The 25,745-nt window shown below is 40.6% G+C and carries 14 protein-coding genes, 1 tRNA gene, 1 pseudogene and 1 riboswitch; of the genes and pseudogenes, 7 read left to right on the forward strand and 9 right to left on the reverse strand.

Annotated elements, in window-relative coordinates:
* Positions 1–292 precede the first annotated feature (292 nt).
* Together OQ279_RS06380 and xth are read left to right on the forward strand one after the other, a co-directional pair.
* Positions 293–1,266 (forward strand): annotated as a pseudogene (locus tag OQ279_RS06380) (PQQ-dependent sugar dehydrogenase).
* A complete protein-coding gene (xth, locus tag OQ279_RS06390) occupies positions 1,263–2,039 on the forward strand; it encodes an exodeoxyribonuclease III (RefSeq protein WP_266069024.1) in 777 nt (258 codons plus the stop codon). The pseudogene OQ279_RS06380 and the gene xth overlap by 4 nt, the downstream one beginning before the upstream one ends.
* Here xth and OQ279_RS06395 read toward each other — a convergent pair.
* The 4 genes from OQ279_RS06395 to OQ279_RS06410 all read right to left on the reverse strand — a co-directional run bounded on the left by OQ279_RS06395 (position 2,006) and on the right by OQ279_RS06410 (position 8,273).
* Entirely contained in the window at positions 2,006–2,917 is a 912-nt protein-coding gene (locus OQ279_RS06395; protein ID WP_266069025.1) for a hypothetical protein, read from the reverse strand. The genes xth and OQ279_RS06395 overlap by 34 nt on opposite strands.
* A gap of 143 nt (positions 2,918–3,060) precedes the next feature.
* Positions 3,061–4,017, reverse strand: coding sequence for a methylenetetrahydrofolate reductase [NAD(P)H] (metF, locus tag OQ279_RS06400; RefSeq protein WP_266069026.1), 957 nt, complete (start codon positions 4,015–4,017; stop codon positions 3,061–3,063).
* 41 nt (positions 4,018–4,058) lie between these two features.
* The gene (locus OQ279_RS06405) at positions 4,059–7,250 is read right to left on the reverse strand and encodes a vitamin B12 dependent-methionine synthase activation domain-containing protein (protein ID WP_266069027.1); all 3,192 of its coding nucleotides are present in this window, start codon (positions 7,248–7,250) and stop codon (positions 4,059–4,061) included.
* A gap of 3 nt (positions 7,251–7,253) precedes the next feature.
* Positions 7,254–8,273 (reverse strand): homocysteine S-methyltransferase family protein, encoded by a 1,020-nt coding sequence (locus OQ279_RS06410; RefSeq protein WP_266069028.1) that lies wholly within the window; start codon positions 8,271–8,273, stop codon positions 7,254–7,256.
* A 49-nt stretch (positions 8,274–8,322) separates the two neighbouring features.
* A riboswitch (SAM riboswitch) is annotated at positions 8,323–8,424 on the reverse strand.
* Positions 8,425–8,660: 236 nt separating this feature from the next.
* On the opposite strand from OQ279_RS06410, the gene OQ279_RS06415 reads away from it, so the two are divergent.
* The 5 genes from OQ279_RS06415 to OQ279_RS06435 all read left to right on the forward strand — a co-directional run bounded on the left by OQ279_RS06415 (position 8,661) and on the right by OQ279_RS06435 (position 16,292).
* Positions 8,661–8,745 (forward strand) — tRNA-Ser (locus OQ279_RS06415).
* A 243-nt stretch (positions 8,746–8,988) separates the two neighbouring features.
* Positions 8,989–10,227, forward strand: a complete 1,239-nt coding sequence (locus OQ279_RS06420) for a site-specific integrase (protein ID WP_266069029.1) — start codon at positions 8,989–8,991, stop codon at positions 10,225–10,227.
* 146 nt (positions 10,228–10,373) lie between these two features.
* The gene (locus OQ279_RS06425) at positions 10,374–10,685 is read left to right on the forward strand and encodes a DUF6660 family protein (protein ID WP_266069030.1); all 312 of its coding nucleotides are present in this window, start codon (positions 10,374–10,376) and stop codon (positions 10,683–10,685) included.
* A gap of 80 nt (positions 10,686–10,765) precedes the next feature.
* Positions 10,766–15,112 carry a CusA/CzcA family heavy metal efflux RND transporter gene (locus OQ279_RS06430; RefSeq protein ID WP_266069031.1) on the forward strand — a complete coding sequence of 1,449 codons (4,347 nt, stop codon included), beginning with the start codon at positions 10,766–10,768 and terminating at the stop codon, positions 15,110–15,112.
* A 4-nt stretch (positions 15,113–15,116) separates the two neighbouring features.
* Positions 15,117–16,292, forward strand: coding sequence for an efflux RND transporter periplasmic adaptor subunit (locus OQ279_RS06435; RefSeq protein WP_266069032.1), 1,176 nt, complete (start codon positions 15,117–15,119; stop codon positions 16,290–16,292).
* 455 nt (positions 16,293–16,747) lie between these two features.
* Here OQ279_RS06435 and OQ279_RS06440 read toward each other — a convergent pair whose 3' ends face one another.
* From OQ279_RS06440 to OQ279_RS06460, 5 genes are all read right to left on the reverse strand, one after another.
* Positions 16,748–17,389, reverse strand: a complete 642-nt coding sequence (locus OQ279_RS06440) for a M48 family metalloprotease (protein WP_266069033.1) — start codon at positions 17,387–17,389, stop codon at positions 16,748–16,750.
* Positions 17,390–17,456: 67 nt separating this feature from the next.
* Complete coding sequence (locus tag OQ279_RS06445; RefSeq protein WP_266069034.1) at positions 17,457–18,482, reverse strand: SGBP N-terminal domain-containing protein; 1,026 nt, start codon at positions 18,480–18,482, stop codon at positions 17,457–17,459.
* 84 nt (positions 18,483–18,566) lie between these two features.
* Positions 18,567–19,883: a RagB/SusD family nutrient uptake outer membrane protein gene (locus OQ279_RS06450; protein WP_266069035.1), complete on the reverse strand. Its 1,317-nt coding sequence runs from the start codon at positions 19,881–19,883 to the stop codon at positions 18,567–18,569.
* Positions 19,884–19,892: 9 nt separating this feature from the next.
* On the reverse strand, positions 19,893–23,186 hold the full coding sequence (locus OQ279_RS06455) for a SusC/RagA family TonB-linked outer membrane protein (RefSeq protein WP_266069036.1): 3,294 nt from the start codon (positions 23,184–23,186) through the stop codon (positions 19,893–19,895).
* Complete coding sequence (locus tag OQ279_RS06460) at positions 23,187–25,736, reverse strand: zinc-dependent metalloprotease (RefSeq protein WP_266069037.1); 2,550 nt, start codon at positions 25,734–25,736, stop codon at positions 23,187–23,189.
* Positions 25,737–25,745 lie beyond the last annotated feature (9 nt).

A 25,745-nucleotide genomic window follows, 5' to 3' on the forward strand; every position in this document is an offset into this window, starting at 1 on the left:
AAGATCATAAAAAACTATAAAGCTTCAACATGCTGTGTTAAGTCTTTACTAATCAGCTTGTAAGCAGGCGCAAGTCTTTTTATCTTAGGTAGGTAAAAAAATTGCTATGAGAAAAAATACGAGATCACAGGCTGTTGCAATCCCTCTTGTGGGGCAACAAAAAATTCTAATTTCATTTTTAACTCTTCTACTCTTCAGTCTTACAGCTTTGGCTCAAAAATCTACTGTAAGAACCGATGCAGGTGATGTGCAGGTGCACAAAATAGTTGAAAATCTTGATCACCCCTGGGGAATGGCATTTTTGCCAGATGGCAGGCTCCTGGTTACAGAAAGAGCAGGAACCCTCCGCATCCTGAAAGACAGTACACTTTCAGAGCCACTTATGGGCACGCCTGAAGTTTTTGCGCAGGGACAGGGCGGAATGCTGGATGTTGCCCTTCATCCAAATTTCCAGGAAAATCAATATATCTACCTCTCGTTTGCTGAACCCGGAAACAACGGCACAGCTTCTACTGCCCTTGGTAGAGGAAAACTTGAGGGAAATACAATCAAAGATTTTGAAACCATCTTCCGCATGGAGCCAAAAGTTGAAGGCCCAAATCACTTTGGAGGCCGGATTCTTTTTACTGAAGGAAATGACATTTTTCTCACCCTTGCTGAAAGATTCAAGTTCGAACCGGCTCAGGATCTTTCAAGTCACCTCGGAACCGTGGTAAGACTGGAGGATGATGGAAGTGCTTCTGAAGAGAATCCTACTTTCAAGGATGCTAACGCTCTTGCTGAAATATGGTCTTACGGACATAGAAATATTGAAAGTGCGGCGATTCATCCCGAAACCGGAGCACTTTGGGTAGCCGAAATGGGCCCCATGGGCGGCGACGAACTGCAACCTGCCAAAGCCGGAAAGAATTACGGCTGGCCGGTGGTGAGCTGGGGAGATAATTACGACGGAACTGAAATTCCAAAGCCCACTACCCGTCCCGAATTTGCAGATGCAGTAATTCACTGGACACCCACTATTTCCCCTTCTGGAATGATATTTTACGACGGAGATCTTTTCCCCGAATGGAAGAACAGCATGATGATTGGTGGCTTACTGCTGCCGGAATTGTGCGGGTAGATGTGAACGGTGATAATGCCCAGGAAGTAGAACGCATTCCCCTTACCACCAGAGTGCGTGATGTAGAACAGGGACCCGATGGCAGTATTTGGGTGCTAACAGATGAAGATAATGGGAAGATCCTGCAGCTTAAGCCTCTAAAATGAGGATTGCCACTTACAATGTAAATGGAATTAATGCCCGCCTCCCTGTTCTACTGAAATGGCTGGAGGAAACCAAGCCAGATGTGGCCTGCCTTCAGGAATTAAAAGCACCCGATGAGAAGATTCCGAAACAGGAAATAGAGAATGCCGGATATACGGCTATATGGCACGGTCAAAAACGCTGGAATGGCGTGGCCATTCTCGCTAAAAACGGACTTGAAATTGAGGAAACCGGCCGCGGCCTTGCCGGGGAACCCGAAGATGAACAAAGCAGGTATATCGAAGCTGTGATAAATGATACTACCATTGGCTGCCTCTACCTCCCAAATGGAAATCCGGCACCGGGACCAAAGCTCGACTATAAAATGCGCTGGCTTCAACGTCTCTCAAAAAGAGCAAAAGAGCTACTGGATAGTGACGTTGCTGTAGTTCTCACCGGAGATTATAATGTAATACCTACCGAAAAAGATGTTTATAAACCTGAACGATGGTTTGATGACGCCCTTTTTCGGCCCGAGGTACGGAAGGCTTTTCATGAGCTCGTGGCGCAGGGATGGACAGATGCGATCAGGAAATTATATCCCGAAGAGACCATCTATACCTTCTTTGACTACTTTAGAAATGCCTATCAAAGAAACGCCGGATTGCGCATTGACCATTTCCTGCTAAGTCCTCATCTTACCAACAAGCTCAAAGACGGCGGAGTGGACAATCATGTACGCGGCTGGGAAAAGACCAGTGATCACGCCCCGGTGTGGATCGAGCTGGAAGAGTAAAAGGTGCTTTTCTGTGCTTCAGGTTTAATTTTCTTAAAAAATATTATACTGCATACTACTGCCAGGATCAAGGCCGGGGGCATGATAAAGACCACCGGAATCACATTTACCCCTATTAAAGCCATTGCTATGATCTTGGCTACCAGTGCACTCATTAAGAAACAGAGAAATACAAGAGTAACTGCAGATATAAAATATCCCCACTTTCTATCTTTTATAAACAAATATCCTCCTACAAAGGATAATGGTAGGAGAATGGAAAGATCAAGTCCCTGCACAGTCAAACTGGTATAATGTTCCACAGATGCGGGTATAATACTGCCGTCTATTAGAGGTGCCACTATAATCTGGAGCCAGAGCAGTGCAATAGCTGAAGATAGGAATATTAGGAAACCTCCAATAAATTTCCGTGGAAGTCCCGGCTCGAATCCTGCTTTGAGAGTATCCGGATTTATATTTAGTAGTGTAAGGGCGAGGGCAAAAAAAGAAGTTGAAGTGAGAATAACATACACTATAAAAAGCCCATTATACATCCCCATGTTCATGTAAAATAGATAGGTGATGAAAAAGAACTTTACTAATCCTGCATGGAAAAGTATTTTTTTGAGACCCGGCTTTTTAAGATAAAAGGTAGAAATTAAAAGAACGGGCACCGCGATAAAGAGTATCACGTAATCATGTGCAATCCCCTGCACTGCAACTTCGCTGGACATGTGTTGGTAAAGTCCGCGGCCATAGATCTCTATTTGCTGCCCACGAATGGATTCATAAAAATAAGATTCGCCTCCAGAAGTATAAAAAATCCCGGCAGCCGCTGCAACAGCAGCAAAGATTGCGGTAATAACAGACAGAACTGAAATGATCCTGAAATTTTTCATTTTTGAAGAATATTTAAAAAATAAATTTCAGAATTCTTCAGTATAAAAATATTGATAAAAATCAGGAAATGAATAAGTTATAGCCACAAAATGAGGCTTCAAAAATGACATTTTTGAAGCCTCATGCTATAATTAATTTCTTCCTAAAAAACCTGTGAAGCAATAGCTTTAATATTTGAACTTTTACCCATTGAATAGTAATGCAAAACCGGAATTCCTGCCGCCACCAATTCTTTACTTTGTTCAATACACCACTCAATCCCTACCTGGTGAACCTCTTCATTGTTCTTGCATTTCTCAACCTCTCTGGTAAGGTCGTTGGGCATATCTACATGAAAACGATGCGGTATTAGGGTGAGCTGCTTTTTGGTGGCGATAGGCTTAAGCCCCGGTATTATTGGCACTGTGATCCCACTTTCCCTGCAACTTTTCTCAAATTCAAAAAACTTCTGGTTGTCAAAAAACATCTGGGTCACCACATATTCGGCACCGGCTTCAATTTTCGTCTTTAACCGCTGAATGTCTTTTTCGAGACTGGGGGCTTCCATGTGCTTTTCGGGATATCCTGCAACGCCTGCACAGAAGTCGGTATGATGGCCATTTTCCAAAGCTTCATCTAGGAACTGGCCCCGGTTCATAGCCGAAATTTGCTCTACCAGCTCATTGGCATAGTTGTGACCCTGGGGATCTGGTGTAAAATAGATCTCACTTTTTACAGCATCCCCTCTAAGTGCCATTACGTTCTTGATCCCGAGAAAATCGAGGTCAATCAGGAAGTTTTCGGTGTCTTCTTTCGAGAATCCCCCGCATAAAATATGGGGCACGGCATCTACTTTGTACTTACTCTGTATGGCTGCACAAATACCAACTGTACCTGGCCTTTTTCGCACCACTCTCTTTTCCAGCAGCCCCTTTGCCCGCTCGATATACACATATTCTTCGCGGTGGTAAGTCACATCAATAAAGGGTGGCTTAAACTCCATTAACGGATCTATACCATCAAAAATTGACTGAATATTTTGCCCTTTTAGAGGGGGCAGGATCTCGAAGGAAAAAAGTGTCTTATCTTTGGAAGCACTTAGGTGTTCTGTAATTTTCATTTCTTGTAATTCTTTAATTTCAGGAGATTTCGGATTTCTTTTTATTCATCGGCAATAGCAGGACGCAGCCATTTTTGAGCTTCTTCAAAGGTTATGTTTTTCCTTTCAGCAAAATCGGCTACCTGATCATTGGTGATCTTTCCAACGCCAAAGTAGCGGGCTTCGGGATGCGCAAAATAATATCCACTCACACTGGCTGCAGGCCACATGGCAAGGCTTTCTGTGAGCTTCACCCCTATTCTCTCTTCTACTTCTAAAAGTTCCCAAATGCTTGTCTTTTCCAGATGATCTGGGCAGGCAGGATATCCCGGTGCCGGCCGAATTCCTTTATAGCTCTCTTTTATCAATTCATCATTGCTCAGGTTCTCGTTGGGGGCATAACCCCAATCTTCAGTACGAATTTGCTTGTGCAGATATTCTGCAAAAGCTTCTGCAAGACGGTCAGAAAGGGCTTTAACCATGATGGAATTATACTGGTCGTGCTCTTCTTCGAATTTCTTTGCCAGCTCATCGGTTCCGAAGCCAGTGGTAACACAGAAGCTGCCAATGTAATCCTGAATCCCTGATTCTTTAGGTGCAACAAAATCGGCCAGGGCGAAATTTGGCTTCCCCTCATACTTGCTCAATTGCTGCCGAAGGGTCCTAAAAATGACATTTTTGGCACCCGCTTCTTCAGCCTTAACTTCAATATCGTCATCATTTATAGTATTTGCAGGGAAAAGTCCGTAGACCGCTTTGGCCTTCAGCAATTTATCATCCAGGATCTTAGTGAGCAGTTCGGTAGCATCTTTAAAAAGCGATGTGGCCTGTTCTCCCACCACTTCGTCTGTAAGAATAGCAGGGTACTTTCCGTGTAATTCCCAACTTCGGAAAAATGGCGACCAATCGATAAAAGGCAACAGTTTTTTAAGCTCAAAATCTTCAATCACCTGTACCCCGGGTTTTTTTGGTTTTGAAATGTCATCGGCTTTCCAGGCAATCTGATATTTGTTTTTCCGGGCTTCAGCAATGGTCAAATATTCCTTCACCTTACTTCTTTTTTTAAAATTCTTTCTGAAGGTGTCGTATTCAGCTTTTAATTGAGCTTTATAATGGTCCCGGGTTTTTTCTTTAAGCAGGTCTCCCGCCACTGTGACCGCACGGGAAGCATCATTGACGTGAACCACTGCATTGCTGTACTGAGTATCAATTTTTACTGCCGTATGCGCTTTGGAGGTTGTAGCCCCCCCAATCAACAACGGAATTTTGAATCCCTGTCGTTGCATTTCACTGGCCAAATAAGCCATTTCGTCAAGAGAGGGCGTGATGAGCCCGCTAAGACCAATGGCGTCAACATTTTCGGCTTTGGCGGTTTCGATGATCTTCTCGGGCGGCACCATTACCCCAAGGTCTATGATCTCATAGTTGTTGCAAGCCAGCACCACGCTCACGATATTTTTACCAATGTCATGGACGTCACCTTTAACTGTAGCAAGGAGGATTTTTCCAGCGCTTCCGTGCCCCCCTGCCCCCGAAGGGGGAGCGGAAGCTTCCTCCACTATTGAATGCTGAATTTTCAACTGAGCCAAAATATTTTTTAAAACCTCTTCCAGGTTTTTCTCAACATCTGAATTGCTAAACCTAATTACACTGAAACCCTGCTTATTTAGCCATTTAGTACGTTCTTCATCACTTTTCTTATTTTCTGGGCGCTGATGAATGAGTCCGTCGAGTTCAATGATGAGTCTATGCCTCAAACACAGAAAATCTGCAATGTATGGTCCGATAATATGTTGCCTTCTGAATTTATAGCCTTCCAGCTTCTTATTGCTTAAAGCCTCCCAAAGAATTTGTTCAGCAGGAGTTGCTTTTTCATTCCGCATTTCCCTCGCAAACTTTTTCATGGCAGAATACATCTGTGGATCTGCCGTTTTCCAGTACTCCTCTCCCCTCGGGGAAAGGCCGATCTCCCCCTCTGGGGGTTGGGGAGCAGCGGCCTTTTTCTCCTCCTCAATATACGGCAGCAAATGCGCCACGGCTTTTTTCATAACCCTGGCCGACTTTACTACCTGTGGAAGGAACATTTTTCCGCTTCCGAAGAGATCTCCCACCACATTCATTCCGGTCATTAAAGGTCCTTCTATGACATCTAATGTGCGGGTAGAATTGGCCCTTGCCGCCTCTACATCTTCTACAATATACTCGTCCATACCTTTTACCAGCGCATGGGTAATGCGTTCCTGCAGCGGCTTTTCTCTCCAGGAAAGATCTGTTTTACTTTCTTTTGCTGTACCCACCACGGTTTCGGCGAAGCTTAACAGGCGTTCTGTAGCATCATCCCTACGATCCAGGATCACATCTTCCACATGCTCCAGCAGATCTTTCGGAATATTATCATACACCTCCAGCAGCGCCGGATTCACAATGCCCATGTTCATTCCGGCTTTAATGGCATAATAGAGGAAAACGGAATGCATGGCCTCACGAACCGGATCATTTCCGCGGAAGGAAAAAGACACATTGCTCACTCCGCCACTTAGGCTTGCGTAAGGGAGATTTTCCTTAACCCAGCGCGTAGCTTCTATATAATCTATCGCATTGCGGCGATGCTCTTCCATACCCGTACCTACGGGAAAAATATTGAGATCGAGGATGATATCTTCGGGTGGAAAATTGGCTTTTTTAGTCAGCAGGTCGTAGGAACGCTTTGCGATTTCAATCCGTCGTTCATAATTATCGGCCTGTCCTGTTTCATCAAAGGCCATCACCACCACAGCCGCTCCATAGCGCCTGATCTTCTTTGCATGGTCAAGGAATTCTTCCTCCCCCTCTTTTAAACTTATGGAATTCACCACACATTTTCCCTGCACCACCTGAAGCCCTGCTTCTATGATTTCCCATTTGGAACTATCGATCATGATTGGGATACGGGCAATATCGGGTTCGGCGACAATGAGGTTTAAAAATTTCACCATAGCTTCTTTCCCGTCTATGAGTCCGTCGTCCATATTCACATCAAGGATCTGCGCCCCGCCTTCGACCTGATCTCGTGCAACCGAAAGCGCCTCATCATATTTTTCTTCCTTGATCAACCTCAGGAACTTTTTGGAACCTGCAACATTCGTGCGCTCACCAACGTTGATGAAGTTGGTGTCGGGAGTGACTACCAGTGGCTCCAGGCCCGAAAGTTTTAGATATCGCTCCTGCTTACCTCTCAAAAATGTGCTTTCAGGCGTACTTTTTTCTGCAATCATGATCTATTCGGTTTCAGGTTGAATGAATTCTTTCTGGAATTTTCGTGGTTGGTAATCTTTAGCTACTTCAGCAATAGCTTTAATGTGTTTTGGAGTAGTTCCGCAGCAACCTCCAAGGATATTTACGAGACCACGGGACAGATATTCCTTTATCTGCTCTGCCATTTCACGGGGGCTTTGATCGTACTCCCCAAAAGCATTAGGCAGCCCGGCATTGGGGTAAGCCGAGACTCCAAAATCGCTTTTTCGGGCCAGGACTTCCAGGTGCGGGGTGAGTTGTTTGGCCCCCAATGCACAATTAAAGCCGACGCTGAGTAAGGGAATATGAGAAATGGAAATGAGAAAAGCTTCGGCTGTTTGTCCGCTCAAAGTGCGACCAGAAGCATCGGTAATAGTCCCGCTTATCATCACCGGGATGTCCAGAGAAAGTTCTTCTTTAAGTTCTTCAATGGCGAAAAGGGCTGCTTTGGCGTTAAGGGTATCAAAAACGGTTTCCACCAGCAATACATCCACTCCGCCGTCGATTAGTGCTTTTGCCTGTTCCTTGTAGGCCGCAGATAACTCGGCAAAGGAAATGGCCCTGAATCCCGGATCATTGACATCGGGAGACATGCTGGCAGTTTTGTTTGTAGGACCAATTGCGCCGGCCACAAAACGGGGTTTTTGAGGATCTTTTTTGGTGATCTCCTGTGCCACTTCTTTTGCAATGCGGGCGGACTCATAATTGAGCTCATAAACCAGATCTTGCATCTGATAATCGGCCATGGCGATAGTGGTGCCCGAAAAGGTATTGGTCTCCACAATATCTGCTCCCGCCTCAAAGTATTTCCTATGAATTTCGGCAATAGCTGCGGGTTGAGTGATGGAGAGGAGATCATTATTCCCTTTTAGGGAAACCGGCCAGTTGGCAAAACGTTTTCCGCGGAAATCTTCTTCGGTGAATTTATATTCCTGTAACATGGTACCCATGGCACCGTCGAGGATCAATATTTTTTCTGAAAGCAGGTCTTCAATTTTTGACATTTGTTTGCGCAATAAGGCTATCAAAAAAGAAGACGGGAAAGAATTCTTATTGTTATCTATCCACGTTGCCGTGGTAGAACGTAGCACCTTCTCCAAAGGAGGGTTGCTAAGGTTTCACAGGGTCTAATCCCTCAACCTTTCTTGATAACTCGTTTAGTAAAAAATGAACTATGGCAAAGATATTTATTAATGTGGGAAATCCAAATGCGGCAGGGATAAAACACAATAGACTGCTGCCTCCAAAAAGAGCAAACAGGCTTGAAAATATTTTTTATGTATAAACGACTACTTTTAAGATTGTTAGCCTAACAACTAAAACTTCTTCTTTTAAAAAATAGATTTTCTTGTTTAATATTTAAAAAAGCTTTTTATATTTGCATCCGCTAAGGAGAAATGGCAGAGTGGTCGATTGCGGCAGTCTTGAAAACTGTTGAGGGTAACACCTCCGGGGGTTCGAATCCCTCTTTCTCCGCTGATTAAGTTCCAAATTTTAGTAAAAAGCCCGAAAACACTGAGTTTTCGGGCTTTTTCATTTTCAATAATTTCAAATTATATCATCTAAAATGAATCTATTCGGTTACAAATTCGGTTACACTTAAATTTCTATTTTTTAGTGTAACCAAAGTAGGAATTATCTTTCAAATGAAAACTTAATGCCTTACAAGCGTGCATTTTATGTTGTATATTGAAGCATTCAAATCAATAACTAAAAGATATGAAAACTTCATTTTCTTACCTTTTTTACCTGCGTAAAAACGTAACTAAGGAAAATGCCGGAACAATTTACCTCCGGGTTACTGTCAACGGAAAACGAGCAGTATCTACAACTGGTCGGGAAGTACCAATTTCAATTTGGAACACAAATGCTGGCAAAGCTCTTGGCTCCTCCTCACAAGCGAAATTAATTAATAGGTCTCTCAGCAAAGTAGAAAATGATATTTATGCTGCTTATCAAAGGCTTTTGGATAGAGGAGAATCTTTTTCTTCAAGAGATATCATTGACATCTATTTAGGAAAAGACAAGGATAAGGAAAAGGATGGAAAAATGCTTCTTGATATTTTTCAGGAACATAATGATCGTGTAAATAAGCTCATAGGAAAGGACTTTGCTGCCGGAACGGCTGAAAGATACAGAACCGCGAAAAAGCATGTTGAAGATTATATTAAGAAGGAATATAAGGCTTCGGATATTCCCGTAAAGGATGTTGATCACAAATTCATCTCAGGATTGGAATATTATTTAAAGACGGAAAGGAATTGTGCTCACAATTCAGCAATAAAATATATTACCAATTTTAAAAAGATTATCAGGATTGCCTATGCCAACGAATGGATTAGTAGAGACCCATTCAACAACTGGAAGGGAAGACTAAAAATCGTTGACCGGGAATTTCTTACAAAAGATGAACTTCAGGTCATGATAGAAAAAGAAATTAACAACGATAGATTAAGCTTGGTAAAAGATATATTCCTGTTCTGCTGTTTTACAGGACTGGCCTATGCCGATGTAAAGAAACTTTCAGAAAAAGAGGTAGTAGTGGGAATTGACGGAAACAAGTGGATAAAAATAAACCGCACAAAGACGAAAACCCGAAGTAGCATTCCAATCCTTCCTACTGCAGAAGCCATCCTGGAGAAATATTCCTCCCATCACGATGTCAATCATAAAAGGCTACTCCCAGTGTTAAGTAATCAAAAGATGAATGCGTACATCAAAGAAATCGGAGATCTTTGTGGTATTAATAAGAATCTTACATTTCATCTGGCCAGACATACTTTTGCCACAACTGTAACCTTATCCAACGGGGTACCTATAGAAAGTGTAAGTAAGATGCTTGGTCACAAAAACCTCCAGACCACTCAGCACTATGCAAAAATTTTAGATAGAAAAATCAGTGATGACATGGCTGCTTTGAGAGAAAGGTTAGGCTCCAACTTACAGACCATGAATTAATTATCTGAAGGTTTTAATATTGAGGAACCTCCCCAAAAAATAAATCTCGATCCCCTCTGAAGAGCATGAAGCTTTTTGGAAGACATCTTTTTAATGTACCTAAGCCTTTTGCTTATCTTTTTTTATACTTTTGAAAAGTGAATATTTTGGCAATCATATTATCTGTCTATTTCCTGGGGCTAAATTTCATACCCTGTGATGACACAGCTGTATCCGAAAGTCGGGATACTATCTCCGTGAGTGTGGAAGTAGACCAGGATCAGCAAGGAGATCAGCATGGAACTTCTGACGAATGTCCTCCTTTTTGCCAATGTCACTGCTGCCATGTGCATGTGGTGAGATTCGAAACAGATACCTTCGAAGTATTTGAGCCCAATATACCTTTTTTGACTCCTCTATTTGGCGAGAGTGCAGGCAAGGAAATTGCCTTTTCTCACTTCCAGCCTCCCCGTATTTAATTCAGTTTTAGGATAGCTATATCCTGTTGTCACTGGCTCCGGCCAGAGAATTTATTACAAACTGAATTAAATTATCCTGTATGATTAATAAGATCATTGATTTTTCGATCAATAATAAATTCATTATTGGTCTCTTAACAGTGGTGCTCATTGGTGCAGGGATCTGGAGCGTTTTTCAGGTTCCGGTAGATGCCCAACCAGACATCACAAATAACCAGGTGCAGGTGATCACCCAGGCACCTAATTTAGGAACTGAAGACATCGAGCAGTTCGTCACCTACCCCGTGGAAATCGCTATGAGTAATTTGCCGGGCGTTACAGAAATACGCTCAGTTTCCAGGTTCGGACTTTCCGTAGTAACTATTGTCTTTGAAGATGACATGGGTACTTATCTCCCCAGGCAGTTAGTAGGTGAAAAACTGAATGCTGTAAAAGATGAAATTCCCGAAGGTTTTGGACAACCTTCTATGGGACCTATTTCTACGGGACTGGGGGAAATTTATCAGTATACCCTCGAAGTAGAAGAGGAATTCAGGGATGACTACTCCCCTACTGAGCTGAGAACGATTCAGGATTGGATTGTACGCCGACAAATGGCCATGGTACCAGGAGTTGTTGAGGTGAATGGTGTTGGCGGAAGGATAAAGCAATATGAAGTTGCTGTAGATCCGGACGAACTAAAAGCTATTGGACTTTCCATTTCTGATGTTTTTATCGCCCTTAAAAACAACAATCAGAATACCGGTGGGGCTTATATTGAAAAGAATCATCAGGCAAACTTCATTCGGGCCGAGGGACTTGCCAGAAGTGTGGAGGATTTGAAGAAGATTGTCGTTACCACTTCCGGTGGAGTGCCTATAACCGTTTCAGATGTTGCTGATGTTCGAATAGGAAGTGCCGTTCGTTATGGAGCACTGACAAAAAATGGACAGGGAGAAGCCGTTGGCGGAATGGTCATGATGCTGAAAGGAGCCAATTCCAATGAGGTAATTGACAATGTAAAAGACAGGATTGAACAGATTCAGAAATCCCTTCCTGAAGGTATTTCCATAAAGCCATTTTTGGATAGAAGTGAACTTATTAGTGACACAACTTCCACAGTTACAAATAACCTGCTCGAAGGAGGGTTAATCGTGATCTTTGTCTTGGTGCTGCTCCTGGGGAACTGGCGGGGAGGATTAATTGTGGCTTCTACAATTCCCCTCTCCCTCCTGTTTGCTTTCATTCTTATGAACCTTTTCGACGTCTGGGCAAACCTGATGAGCCTGGGGGCAATAGATTTTGGGATCATTGTCGACGGAGCCGTAATCATTGTAGAAAGTACCGTTTTTACAATTCATCAGCACATGAAGAAAAAAGGCGAATTAAATAAATCTGAAAGAAATTCCATCGCCTCCTCTTCTGCAAAAAAGATGATGAATTCTGCCTTTTTTGGGCAGCTTATAATACTCATTGTTTTTCTGCCAATACTGGCCCTTGAAGGAGTTGAAGGGAAGATGTTCAGGCCAATGGCACTCACCTTCATTTTTGCCATGCTGGGTGCGATGATCTTGTGCTTGACTTATGTTCCTATGATCTCTGCTCTCTTTCTTAAGGAGAGTAAAAAACGTAAAAAATCCTATGGTGACAAATTTGTGGTTTGGGTTCAGGATAAATATGAACCCTTATTAAATAAATCCCTGAAAAGAGGTAAGATTATTTTGGGCATTGCCATAGCCCTATTTGCTTTGGCTGCGTTCATGTTCACAAAAATGGGAGGAGAATTTATTCCGCAGCTCGATGAAGGGGATATAGCTTTTCACATTATCCTTAAACCGGGAAGTTCTCTTGATGAAGGAATCGCAACCTCTACAAGAATAGAACAGCTTCTCCTGGACGAGTATCCGGAAATAGAACAGGTAGTCACTCGTTTCGGAGTTTCTGATGTGCCAACAGATCCTATGCCAATGGATATTGGAGACAGCTTTATTATTCTAAAGGATAAAGATGAGTGGACCTCTGCCGATTCAAAAGATGAACTTATTGCAAAGATTAAAGAAACAATAGAAATTATTCCCGGAGTTAGCTATGAATTCACCCAACCTGTCGAAATGAGGTTCAACGAACTTCTTACAGGAGTGCGGGAAGATGTTGCAGTTAAACTATATGGTGAAGATTTGGATGTCCTGGCAAGAAAAGCGCAGGAGATGGGCAATATAATTTCTACAGTAGAAGGAGTTGCCGATATGAAAGTAGAGGCTACAGCGGGTTTACCTCAAATTACAGTCAACTATAACAGGAATAAAACTGCCCAATACGGTTTACAAATCAAGGAGTTGAATTCCCTTATCCAATCCGCTTTTGCAGGCGGGGATGCAGGAGTCATTTTTGAAGGAGAAAGGCGGTTTGACCTGGTAGTACGATTACAGGAAGAGGAGAGAACAAGCATTGAAAATATTAGGAATCTCTATGTCACCCTGCCTTCAGGTAGCCAGATCCCGCTGAAAGAAGTGGCTAAAATAAGTTATCAGCCCGGCCCGATGCAGATCAGTAGAGATAACACGAACCGCCGTACTTATGTGGGAGTTAATATCCGGAATCGTGATGTAAAGTCTGTAGTGGAAGATATACAAACCAAACTGGATGCTGAGTTTGAACTACCACCCGGCTACTACATTCGCTATGGCGGAGCCTTTGAAAATTTTGAAAGAGCAAGTAAGAGACTTCAAATTGTTGTCCCTATTGCCTTGCTCCTCATCTTCATCCTGATCTATTTTGCTTTAAAATCGTTTAAACAAACCACCATGATCTACATAGCCATTCCACTTGCAGCTATTGGCGGGATATTTTCTTTATGGCTGCGGGATATGCCTTTTAGCATATCTGCCGGGGTAGGTTTCATCGTCTTATTTGGAGTGGCAGTCTTAAATGGTCTTGTACTTATTAGCAGTTTCAATGAATTAAAAGAAGAAGGTGTGAAAAATCTAAATGAAAGAATCAGTCTTGGAACAAGAAGCAGAATCCGACCTATTTTGCTTACGGCTCTTACCGATGTGCTTGGTTTCCTGCCTATGGCTATCTCCAGCTCTGCCGGAGCAGAAGTGCAACGACCGCTGGCAACTGTAGTTATAGGGGGATTGATCACTTCTACCCTGCTCACATTGTTTATTCTGCCTATTCTCTATAAATGGGTCGAATCCAGGTCAGGCAGGATGAAATTTAAACCCACAACAGGTGGTTCTTTTGCATTAATTCTTGTCCTGTTGCTTTTACCTTCCGGTTTGAATGCTCAGACAACTGAATGGTCTCCGCAGGTAAGTCAGGAGGAAGCCGTTGCCCTGGCTCTTCAGAATTACCCACTTCTAAAAAATGAAAGGTTGAGAATTAACCAGGAGCAGGCAATGAAAAGATCCGCATGGGATCTCGGGGAAACCGAAGTATTTACAGGTGGAGAAGAGCTTGGAGAAGCCGGCGGAATATACACCATGATAGGCGTTCAACAGATAGGGATAGATTTACTGGGCATACCTTCTAAAAATAAGCTCTACAATAAAAGGATCGCGCTTGCCGAAGAAGCCTATGAGCTGTCTCAACTTCAGGTGGCACAGGAGGTGAAAATTGCCTGGAGTCGGACCTTTTCAGCAAAACAGCAGTATCTGTTATTCCAGGAACTGGATTCCCTGTACAAAAAGTTAGACCAGGCAGTGAATCTTCGGTATGAGGTAGAGGCAATTTCAAGATTAGAGATGCTGACAGCCAAAAATAGGATCAGCCAAATAACAATTGATTTGCGACAGGCTGAAATGGAGTATTTGACAGCACTGCAAAAGCTGAACCTTTGGCTGGGAGGTGAAGAAGCTTATGATGTTCCGGATGATTTAAATGACCTTTGGGAGGATGAAATTTTACTTACCGGAGATCTGCCTGCGGATCATCCTCTTCTAACAATTTCTAAAAAGAAGATTGCAGTAGCAGAAGCTGCTTATGCTGCAGAAAAGGCTAATTTCCTTCCTGATTTTAGTGTTCAGTACGGACTTCAAAAAGTAAATGGAGCAACCGGTTTTTATAATTATCAGGCCGGGATATCTATTCCAATTCTTTCCGGAGCTACCCATGGTGAAGCTAAAACGGCAAAAATAGAAAAGGAAATTGCACAAAGGACTGCCGATTTTCAGAAAGACCAGATAAAATCTGATTTTGAAGTTGCCTTGAGAAACTATAAGCGATGGAAATCTTCCTGGCTGTTTTACAGGGATGAAGTCCTTCCCCTGCTGAAGGAACAACGGGAGGGTTCATTACTTGCCTTTAATGAAGGTGCCATAGAATATGTGGCTTTTATTCAGAATTTAGACAGTGCAATGGAGTCAGAGATTAAAGCAATTGAGGCTTTTGAGAATTACCTGATAGCCCTTGCAGAATTACAATTTTACCTAAAAGAAAAAAACTAAAAAAATGAAATTTCAAACAACATATATACTTCCGTTTCTCCTCCTATTGTCTTGCGGGGAAAATGCTGAAAAAGAGGGGAATCAGAAAGAAGAAGCCGGTGAACCTGCTAAAACAGAAGCCGTCAAGGAAGCTATGCTTTCACAGCAACAATTCGATGTACTGGATATGCAAATTGACAGCCTCACAACCAGGTTAATGAGCGGTTATGTACAAGCAAATGGAGAGCTGGAAGTCCCACCTCAGAGTGAAGCCACAGTTACTCCGGTAATTGGAGGTAACGTATCGTCAATAACAGTGATCGAAGGAGATGAAGTTGAGCGTGGAGATGTACTGGCATACATTGAACACCCGGAGATCATTGAGGTCCAAACGCAGTATATCAATGCCTTAAACAGTCTGAATTATCAGGAAAAAGAATTCCAAAGACAAAAGAAATTGTATGAAGCCGGAGTAGGTTCCGGGCAAATTTTCCAACGTGCCGAGGCAGAACTGGAAAGTCTTAAAGGACAGGTGGCAGGGCTTAAGGCCCAACTGCAACAATTAAATATTAATCCTGAAACTATTCGAAATGGAAATATTCAGCAAAGGATCCCGGTAAGAAGCCCCATAGATGGTGCTGTACAAGCGGTCAACATCAAAACAGGTCAATTTGTACAGTCGCAGATTGAAATGTTCCATATCATCAATACGAAAGATGTTCATGTAGACCTCATGGTCTTTGAAAAAGATGTTGCCAAAGTAGAGAAAGGACAGAAAGTATTTTTTACAATCGAATCATTACCCGGAACTGAATTAACTGCGGAAATCATTTCTGTAAGCAAGAACTTTGAACAGGAACCCAAAGCCGTGCATGTACATGCAGAAATCATCGACAGGCCAGAAAACCTAGTGCCGGGAATGTATGTAAGAGGACGAATTGCGGTCGACAACCAACAAACAACTGCATTACCCGAATCTGCCATAGTTAGAGAAGGAGGTAAATTTTATGCTTTTACGGCAGAAGAGGAAGGAGATATATGGAGCTTTAGACCTGTAGAAGTTACTACAGGCTCTGATAAAGGTGAATGGGTTGAAATAACATTATTACAAGATCTGCCGGGAGACACGAGATTTGCCCATAATAACGCGTATTATCTCATGGCTGAAATGCAGAAAGGCGAAGGCGGGCACGCCCATTGATTATGAGAGCTATAGAAATCTTTTAGAAGAAGAACAGGTAAGGCCAACCGGGATGCGTATGTCACTTTTAAGTTTTTGACACAAAAGCAAGTGGCCTTAACTTTGGCTGATATGCTCTTTTTATCGTTTTAAAATCTAATTTAGAAAGGCCTTAAAAAAAGAATTTTTCTTTTTCGATAATATTAAATTATATCATCAAAATGAATCTATTCGGTGTCAAATTCGGTTACACCTGATGTTCAATTTTTTAGTGTAACCAAAGCAAGTATTTTCTGTAAAAATAAAGCTTAACACCTTACACACGTGTGCTTTATGCTGTATATTGAAGAAGTCAAACCAATAACAACAAGATATGAAATCTTCATTCCTCATATTTTTTACCTTGAAAAATTTCTTTCTTCCTCTAAATACGAATAAGGAATTCTCTCATTCTTCTCTTAATCTGGCTAATATCATTATTGCATCTCCCAAATATGAATAAATCTGTTTCGGAATGAGATGTTCTCATTTCCTTTTCTGATATTTTTTACATATTTTTTTATTGAATCTATTCTTTCTTTACCGGATGGATGCGTAAAACTTGCAGCACCAAGTATTTCCTGTAAATAACAAAAGTTTGAATCTAAGAGATCAAAAACTTCGGGATAATTTGTTTTAATTAAATATATAGCTATTAAATCAGATAAATATTCAACTTTTTTATAATCATTAATCTTGCTCCCTTTGGGTAGTTCACTTTGTATCCCAAGAATTTGCTTTTGTTCCAGAATAGCTAAATGGGAAATTTCATGCGCAAGGACAAATATCTGGATTGGCTCATTTTCTAAATTAATTAAGCCCCTACTCACTTCAATATAATCAAAGGCTGCACCTGCGTTTATGCTTAAATCCTTTTGATCTACCTGAAAGTTGATTGGGATACTTAAATTCTCTAAATCTTCAAAAAAAGGTACTACAGTTTCAGAGTATAGCTCTCTGAGTCTTTCCTCTTTGTTTTTAATTTTTTCCCCGGGTAGATCTATTTCTTGCCTATTAAAATTTGTTGTAATGCATCCACAAAAAAAACAGGTAAGCACAAGCAATTGGATATTTTTCATTTTGAATTATAAAAAAAGGCACTTAATTAAAAGTGCCTGTTCCATTAAAAAGAGGTTTAAATAAACCTTATTCAGTAAAATAGGTGAAGGTCTTATTAACCGTCGCCAGGTTATCAAAATAGGTATATGATGAACTTACCGGATAACCGTCTTCATTATATTCATAAGAAATAACATCATCTGCCATGGTGCCAGAAATTGGATTGTTTACATTCACAGCCTGTATTCCTGCATTTATTGCAGCATAAGCTGCAGGATACAACCCTATAAACGGATTATTTTTATCATCGTAAGTTGCAACATATACCTCGCCGTATCTGTTTTCTTCTGTGACGTTTCCATTTTCTATAACAAATTTTATCTCATCTATTGCATCTTCATCGGCATGGTTGGTACGCTTTTCAGAAAGAATTTCTCCAGCTTCGTTATAGGTATAATTGTAAGTGTAAACTACAGTACCGTCCTCGGAATATACGGCTTTTACAATTTTATCATCTCCATAAGTGTATAGGGTTTCTTCCTTAGTCGCTTCCACTCTTTTAGCGATGATCTGATTCTTATCATTATATTCAAAAGTGGTAACAGAAGTTGTTACTACGCCCCAATCATCAACTTCCCGCATAATCTCTTCTACAAAATTTGCCTCATTATATGAATAGGTACTTGAAGAATTCTCTCCATAAAGGTCAGCAATGGTGTATGTTTTCAATTTAGAGCCACTACCTACTTCACCCCGAACATTCACAGTAACCGTATATTCTTTCTTTGTACCATCTTCTGCAGTTACGGTAAAAACTTTGGGTGCTCCATCTTCAAAGGTTACTGGCGCACCAGATGCAGGAGAAACAGTAGCGTTTTCAGATGTTGTAACAGTAGGAACCACAGCTGTTAAATCTGTACCAAAAGGAACATGTACATTAATGTTTGTTCCAAGGTCATAATCAACATCTTCTTCATTTAAACCTTTAAAATCGAGTGAAAAGCTTGTAATCTCTGCTAAAGAGGATTGTTGAATTGCATCATCATCACTTGAACAGGAAACAGTAAGTGCAACTGCAATAATTGATAAAAAAATAGAAATGGACTTCTTCATAATTGTGAAATTTTTGATTTTAATTTTATCTTTTAGTTATTATTGAAAAACGCAAGATAACAACGGCTTTCAAGGGGTTAATTTTTATAAATCTGGATTGTTTATTACAGCATCTCTTGGAAAAGGAATTACATAGCGCTCATCATTTTTCTTTAAGGTATAGCTCTTCCCATCATATACTTTTGTAATCTCCGGTTGAGTAGTTCTTCGCAGATCATTCCAGCGATGGCCTTCTATGGCAAATTCTCTTCTACGTTCTTCTATGATTTCCGTAATTAACTCATCAGGGGTCAGGCCAGAAACTTTAAGGGTGTAGGCCTCAAAGCCTTCGGGAGTATATCGTTGTTTCACCAACGCCAGCAAAGCTTCTTTTGCTAAATCTGGTTTTTGTAACCGGGCAAGTGCTTCGGCACGTATAAGATACATCTCAGAAGTTCTGTAGCTTACTTTAAATCTGGTCTCTTCACGTTTATTTGAACGATAGCGACCGTCAGAATTCTTACTAAAATAGAGTTCAAATCGTAGATCCTCCTCCTGATTATAAATTGATAATAGTCCATCGGAAATAGATGCATTGTTTACAAGGTCAAAAGTAGCCACAGTTTCCAGTGCCAAAATAGATTCTACAGAATTATATTCTGAAGGCATGATGTTTACATCTGAATTTAGATCCTGCAGTTCTGAACCTATAGCCAACGCTGCATCGGCATAATCTATGGCCTTTTGCCACTCCTGCCTGTAAAGGTAAACACGTGCTTTAAAAGCATGTAAGGCCCACTGAGAAAACCTGTAATTCAATCCCGGCGTTTGTTGGTCAATATTAATTAGAGTTTCCGCCTCTTCCAGGTCACTTAAGATCAATCGATAAACTTCTTCAACAGTTTCTACAGGATAATCCACTTCTGTTTCATAAATAGTAGTTACTGGTACTCCAGCATCTGTAGCTGCTGTGGACGAATTGTAAGGTTTTGCATATAAATTGATGAGTTCAAAATATTGCATGGCCCTAAGGGCATAAGCTTCCCCTACCAACTGTTCAATAGCTTCCTGATTACCTTCTATGTTAGCCTGACTATTAATAATGTGATTGGTGTAAAAAATTATGTTATAAAAGCTGGCATAAGGATAAGCCTTCATCAGCGGACTTGGATTTAAATCATTCCAAATAAAAATATCTTCGTACTGTTCTACTCCCGTAGCTTGAGAAGATAATGCTAGCTCATCACTACGGAAGGAGGTGAGGACTTTACTTGAAGTTGTTATTGAATATGCCGAAGTTAGAAAACTTCTGTAATCCTCTACCGTAGTAGGTATCACCTGCCCCACCGGTTTTATATCAAGGTAATCATCACAGGAAAGACAGCTTAATACTGTGATAATGAGAAGTAATAGTTTTTTCATAGTTGCTGTTTAAAAGGAAAGATTAAAACCTGCAGAAATAATTCTGGGAATAGGCTGTGCATATAAACTTCCGAAGGTTTCCGGATCAAAATATCCGTCGTAGTCACTGCCTAGTACAAACAAATTGCGTCCTTCAATATTAAAATTCAAACCTGAAAGATGTAAATTTTTAAGGGTCGCTGTTGGTAATGTATAGCTCAGCCTGATACTACTTATGCGTATATATGAAATATCCTTTACCCAAATATCAAGATCCTTATACGTGTTACCTACATCATATGAGTTGTACCAACTGTAAACAAGGTCTGTGTCAAATCCAGGAGAGTTGAATCCTATAAGTGCAGGTAAATCACCTGTACCTGCTTTTAGTATTTCTGTACTATAGTTATTTCCAGGTTGTGCAATTGTAGGATAATAAGCCGGCTCAGTTTTTACAGTTTGTTTGATATTAAAATTACTCAACACCCTCAATTCAAACTGTTTGTATCGAAAAGTATTTCTAAATCCACCACTAAATTTCGGCATTTCGTCGCCCACGTATGAATATAGATTTCTATGCTCCTCACGTATTAACTGGCTTCCGTCGGTTCCCTCTTCCAAATTGTAAAAATCAACGGCAGTAATTTTTTTTCCGTTCCTCCAAAAAAGCGGTAAACCATTGCTATCAAGACCTGCCGTTTTAATTGCGAATACGGCACTTACACTACGTCCCTCCAGAGAGGGTTTAAAATTTTCATCTCTAATCTCAATTTTGTCAACAATACTCTTGTTGTGAGAGATATTAAAACCACTGGTCCATGAAAAGCTGGGAGTCACAATGTTGGTGGTATTGATAGCTAATTCAAACCCTCTGTTACTTACCGTGGCCCAGTTGGTATTAATAAAATTGTAACCAGATTCTAAAGGCACTGCTTTTAATCCTATTAAATCGGTACTTTTTCTGTAGTAATAATCACCTGTAAAATAGATCCTGTTATTGAATATCCCAACATCTACACCAAGGTTGGAGGTCGTCGTTTCTTCCCATCTCAAATCGGGGTTTGGTGCATTTAATGCTCTTATGATTTCTTCACTTAATCCTGGAAGGATGGAGGTATTGTCATATTCTCCCATTACAAAAGGTGAAGTAGATTTATCAATATTCCCCTGTACTCCGTAAGAAGCTCTTAATTTCAAATCGCTGATAAATTTAACATCGTACATGAAATTTTCATTATAAGCATTCCATGAACCCGCCACAGACCATATGGGCAAATACCTGTATTTTGGGTTGACCCCAAATAAATTTGATCCGTCGTATCTCAAACTTGAAAATAAGGTATACTTCTTATTATAAGTGTAAGAGGCAGTACCAAAAAACGAAGCATAAGCATTCTCATTAAATGTTTTCCCATAAGTGTCAAACAAAGAGTTGCTTAACGCACGCTCATCTGTAATGGGTATTGTAGTTAAGGTATTAGAGTTAAAACCAAAACCTTTTGTATGGATTTCCGTAGTTTTGTTTCTTCGGAATTCTGTTCCAAGCATCACATCCAGCTCATGCAGGTCACTAAAAAAAGTTTTGTAATTCCCTGTAGTTTTCCAGTTGTATTGAAAAACATCAGCATTCCAATTTTGAATGATTCCCCCTTGAGGCATATAGTAATCATCGCCATCGGGTGTATTATATTGGGATTTTTGTCTGTATTTTCTGGTAAAATAGCTGTTTGCTCCACTAAATTTTTCAGTCTGATTAAAGTCAAACTGTAAGCCCAATTGTGTATTGAAATGAATTTCTTCATTCAATTCGTAGTCACCATTGAAAATAGATTTCAATGAATTGGCAACCAATTCATAGTCGGTATTTTCCCTCTCCTCTAAAACATTATAATTGAGATTAAGATCAGATCTTTCCACCAGGTCTGGATCATAGACATAATCTCCATCTTCGTCTATCAGTTTCAAATAAGGATTAGCATTCCTCGCATAATACGAAGGATTCGTATAAGCATCTGCCCCCGTTATATAGGAAGAGGTTTTATTCTGACTTCCAAACAAGCTCACCCCAATGTTTAGTTTATCAGTTATTTGAAATTTATCTTTTAATGTAATATTATACCGCTTTTGCCCCGTACCTTTTGTTGTTCCTTTTTCATCGTAGAGTCCAACAGAAAAATAATAATTGTTCGTATCATTACCTCCCGAAATATTTAAGCTATACTGCTGGTTAATAGCTATTTGATACAGTTCATCTTCCCAACTGGTATTAATATTTCTCAATTCATTTATGGCATCTTGAGCTCCTGAAGAAATCCCCGAAAACCCCTCTTTCTGAAATAGGGTATATTCTCCATATTTGTTAAGAATTCGTGCCACTTCTCCTCTGTCTTGCTGATATTTTAAATCTGAACGACCTGCCAGGTACAATTCAAAATCTACTTTTTGCGAAGAACTCATTAAGTTTAATTTACTTAAATCAGGTTTTTGGGTTACAAATACATTGGCATTTGGATTGATGCGCATGCTTCCTTTTTTGCCGCTTTTACTTGTAATGACAATGACTCCGTTAGCAGCCCTTGCTCCATATATGGAAGTAGCCGAGGCATCTTTTAAGACGGTTATACTTTCTATGTCATCTGGATTAAGACCCGCAATAGGATAGGACTGAAGGTTATCAATGTTATCTTTATCTCTGTAATCCTGCGGAATATCACTGCCTTCTAAAGGGATACCATCTAAAACCCATAGTGGGTCTGAAGAACCGTTTAAAGTGGCTGTTCCTCGAATAGAAACTTTTGAAGGAGCTCCAGGTGCCCCACTAGTTGGCTGCACAAGCACCCCCGACAACTGTCCCTTTAAAAGCTGGTCTACAGTGGCCACCCCGGCCTGTTGAATTTCAGAAATATCTATTTTACCATAAGCAGAAGTTACTTTACGCTTTTCTATTTTTTGGTAGCCTGTGATCATAATCTCTTCCAGACTCTCTGAACTCTCTTTTAATTTAATAATCAAATTTTTAGCAGGGTTGGTAACGTCAACTTTTTGAGTTTCAAATCCCATAAATGAGACTAGAATATATTGAGTGTCGTGAGCAACTTTAAATTCAAAATTGCCGTCAAAATCTGTAGTAGTTCCTAACATTGCACCTTCCAACACCCCTTCTTCCCGAGTCTGGTTTCCTACCAGGGATGAAGAAATATAAACTGATGCTCCCAAAACTGGCATGTTTGTAGATGCCTCTACTATTTTGCCTTTCACTATCTTCTGATGCTGAGCAGTAAGTATAGAAGGAATAAGAATCAACAGGTAAATTAATTTATTCATTTAGTTATTAAGATTATATTCAATTCTGGATATAAGGTCTCTATAGTGCGCCTTAGTCTCGCGATCTCCTCTATTTTTCCGTTTGTTTAGAAGATCAAGAACATCTTCCAGTGCCGCCCGTTTGGTAGTAGCTATATCCGAAACCCTTGGTAAATAAGAGAAGTGGATATTTTTAAAGTACAAATCACTTTCAGCGACGGTTTTTTCTTTCGTTTTTTCCAGTAATTTATTTCTATCTACAGTAAGTACGTCGACATAATTTTTTTGAGAAATCCGGTCAAACATGTCCAATGATTCCCCTTTTTTTGTTTTTTTGAAAATCGCATCAAACAGTGTATCAAATAGATATTGCTCCCTAAAAACGTCTTGATTATCTTTTTCCAGAACCTCGTTCTCAGCAATCCTCATCAGTCGTTCAGTCTTTACCAGTTTATAAATAACATTGGTTTGGTAAATTCGAAACATAGATACTGGTGAATAGTAGCGTTCGCCATCAGGAGCATCTCTTACAGCAAACACCTTATCAATAGTTTCCGGAGTAAAAAGCCACCTTTGAGGCTCCACGGCATTCTTGATCAGATAATCCAGTGCGCTTTTCTGCATCGCTGCAGGAACAGGCTCATAAGTATCTTTACCATCCCCGTACACTGTATTGTTAATATAAACCCCACCTATATTGGCCATCACATGATTATTATACAATTCCCACTGGTCTATCAAAGCTTTGTATAATTTCGCTGCCTTATAGTAATCCTGTCCTTCTTCTTCTGTCCATTCCAATATATTTGGCATGATCCGCTTGAGGTTTTTTAGCCCGTATTCGCTTGCTTTTACTGCGTTATCTCCTAAATCTTCACTTTGTGATCTTGGATCCACGATTGAACCACTCTGTTGAGGGCCATAAAAATAGTCAGGATCATCCTCATGCTCCCTAATCCACTTATTTAATTCAGGTAATTCCTGGTGAGCGTTTTCAGCATCAAGCCAACGATATCCCCAGTTTATGGCATATTTATCATACACTCCAATCTTTGGGGTAATGTCCACCACACTGTCTTCGGGCTGGGCGACATAATTGAACCTCGCATAATCCATTATGGATGGAGCTGTACCTCCCATTCGAGAAGTGAAATTTTTAGATCTTAAAGAGTCTACAGGATAACTGAAGGAAGCCCCCATATTATGTTTAAGACCAAACGTATGACCAACTTCGTGTGAGGAAACAAACCTAATAGCATCTCCCATATGCTCATCTGAAAATGTATTTGCTCTGGCCTTAGGATCTATAGGACCTGTCTGCACACGTATCCATGAATGCAATCCTTTCATCAAATTGTGCCACCAAATAATATCTGATTCGAGAATTTGACCGCTCCTGGGGTCAACAACTGAAGGCCCCATGGCATTTTGCTTTTCTGATGCTGCGTATGTAATAACAGAATACCTCACGTCATCCACATCAAAATTCTCATCCTCTTCTAAAGGCACCTTTACCTCTACCGCATTTTTGAAACCAGCCGATTCAAAAGCAGTATTCCAGTCATACACCCCCTGCATGATATATGGCACCCATTGATGTGGAGTGGACGGATCTATATAATATACAATGGGCTCCCTTGGCTCTACAAGGATCCCTCGCTTGTATTTCTCTACATCCTCAGGTTTAGGCTTCAGCTTCCATCGCGTGATTAATCCTCTGGATTCTACTTCGTGCTGATTATCTGAAAAATAATCCATTGGCGTGGTAAAATACCCAATCCGTTTATCAGAAAAACGTGGCGTCATCACTTCAGAAGGCAATAAGACAATATTCGTAGTGACTCCAATAGATAACGGTAAATCGGGGCCTCCCCCCTCACTTACTGAAGTAGTATAAAGGGATTTTACCACAATATTCTCCGGAAAAGGTTTCACCTCTTCTAAAAGAGACAAGTTGGTTTTTATACTCCCTCCTAACCCGGTATTGGCAAGAATGTCGCTGAAGCTTTTTTCTTTCCCGTTAAAAACTTTATTTACTTTAATAAAAACAGAAGTAGAGTCTGTATTTTTTGCTTCAATTTCAAATTCTTCAATAATTGACTCTCCAAAATTAGCATTAACAGAACGTGTTATTGCATCAGCTACAGGAGACTTCACGCGCGGATTTAGAGTTTTGACCCAAACCTTATTAAGCACAGTATCTTTATAAAACCGTACAAGCTTTGTTTCAAAAGTCATCCCTTTATTTAATCCATGACCATTCAATTCATAGGGAACACTTGAAACTTTGTTAACGATTAATAAATCCCGGGCCATCAAAGAATCCGGTATCTCAAAAAAATAATCTTTCTTAATATTATAGACGTTGAAAAGCCCTTTCTTAACATTACCATTCTTCAGAAACTGCTGATAGGATAACTCCCCTCCATCATCGCTTGTGGAGTCTTTTTCTTTTGTGGTGTGCTCACCTGTATTCTCATCTCCCTGCGCAAAAACCGCAAAATTACTCAAACAAAAAATTACTAAGATCACAAATGATCTATTCCTTACTGTAGACAAGGGGTTCCCCATAAATATTTA

The sequence above is a fragment of the Salinimicrobium profundisediminis genome (assembly GCF_026241755.1).
GTDB classification, from domain to species: Bacteria; Bacteroidota; Bacteroidia; order Flavobacteriales; family Flavobacteriaceae; genus Salinimicrobium; species Salinimicrobium profundisediminis.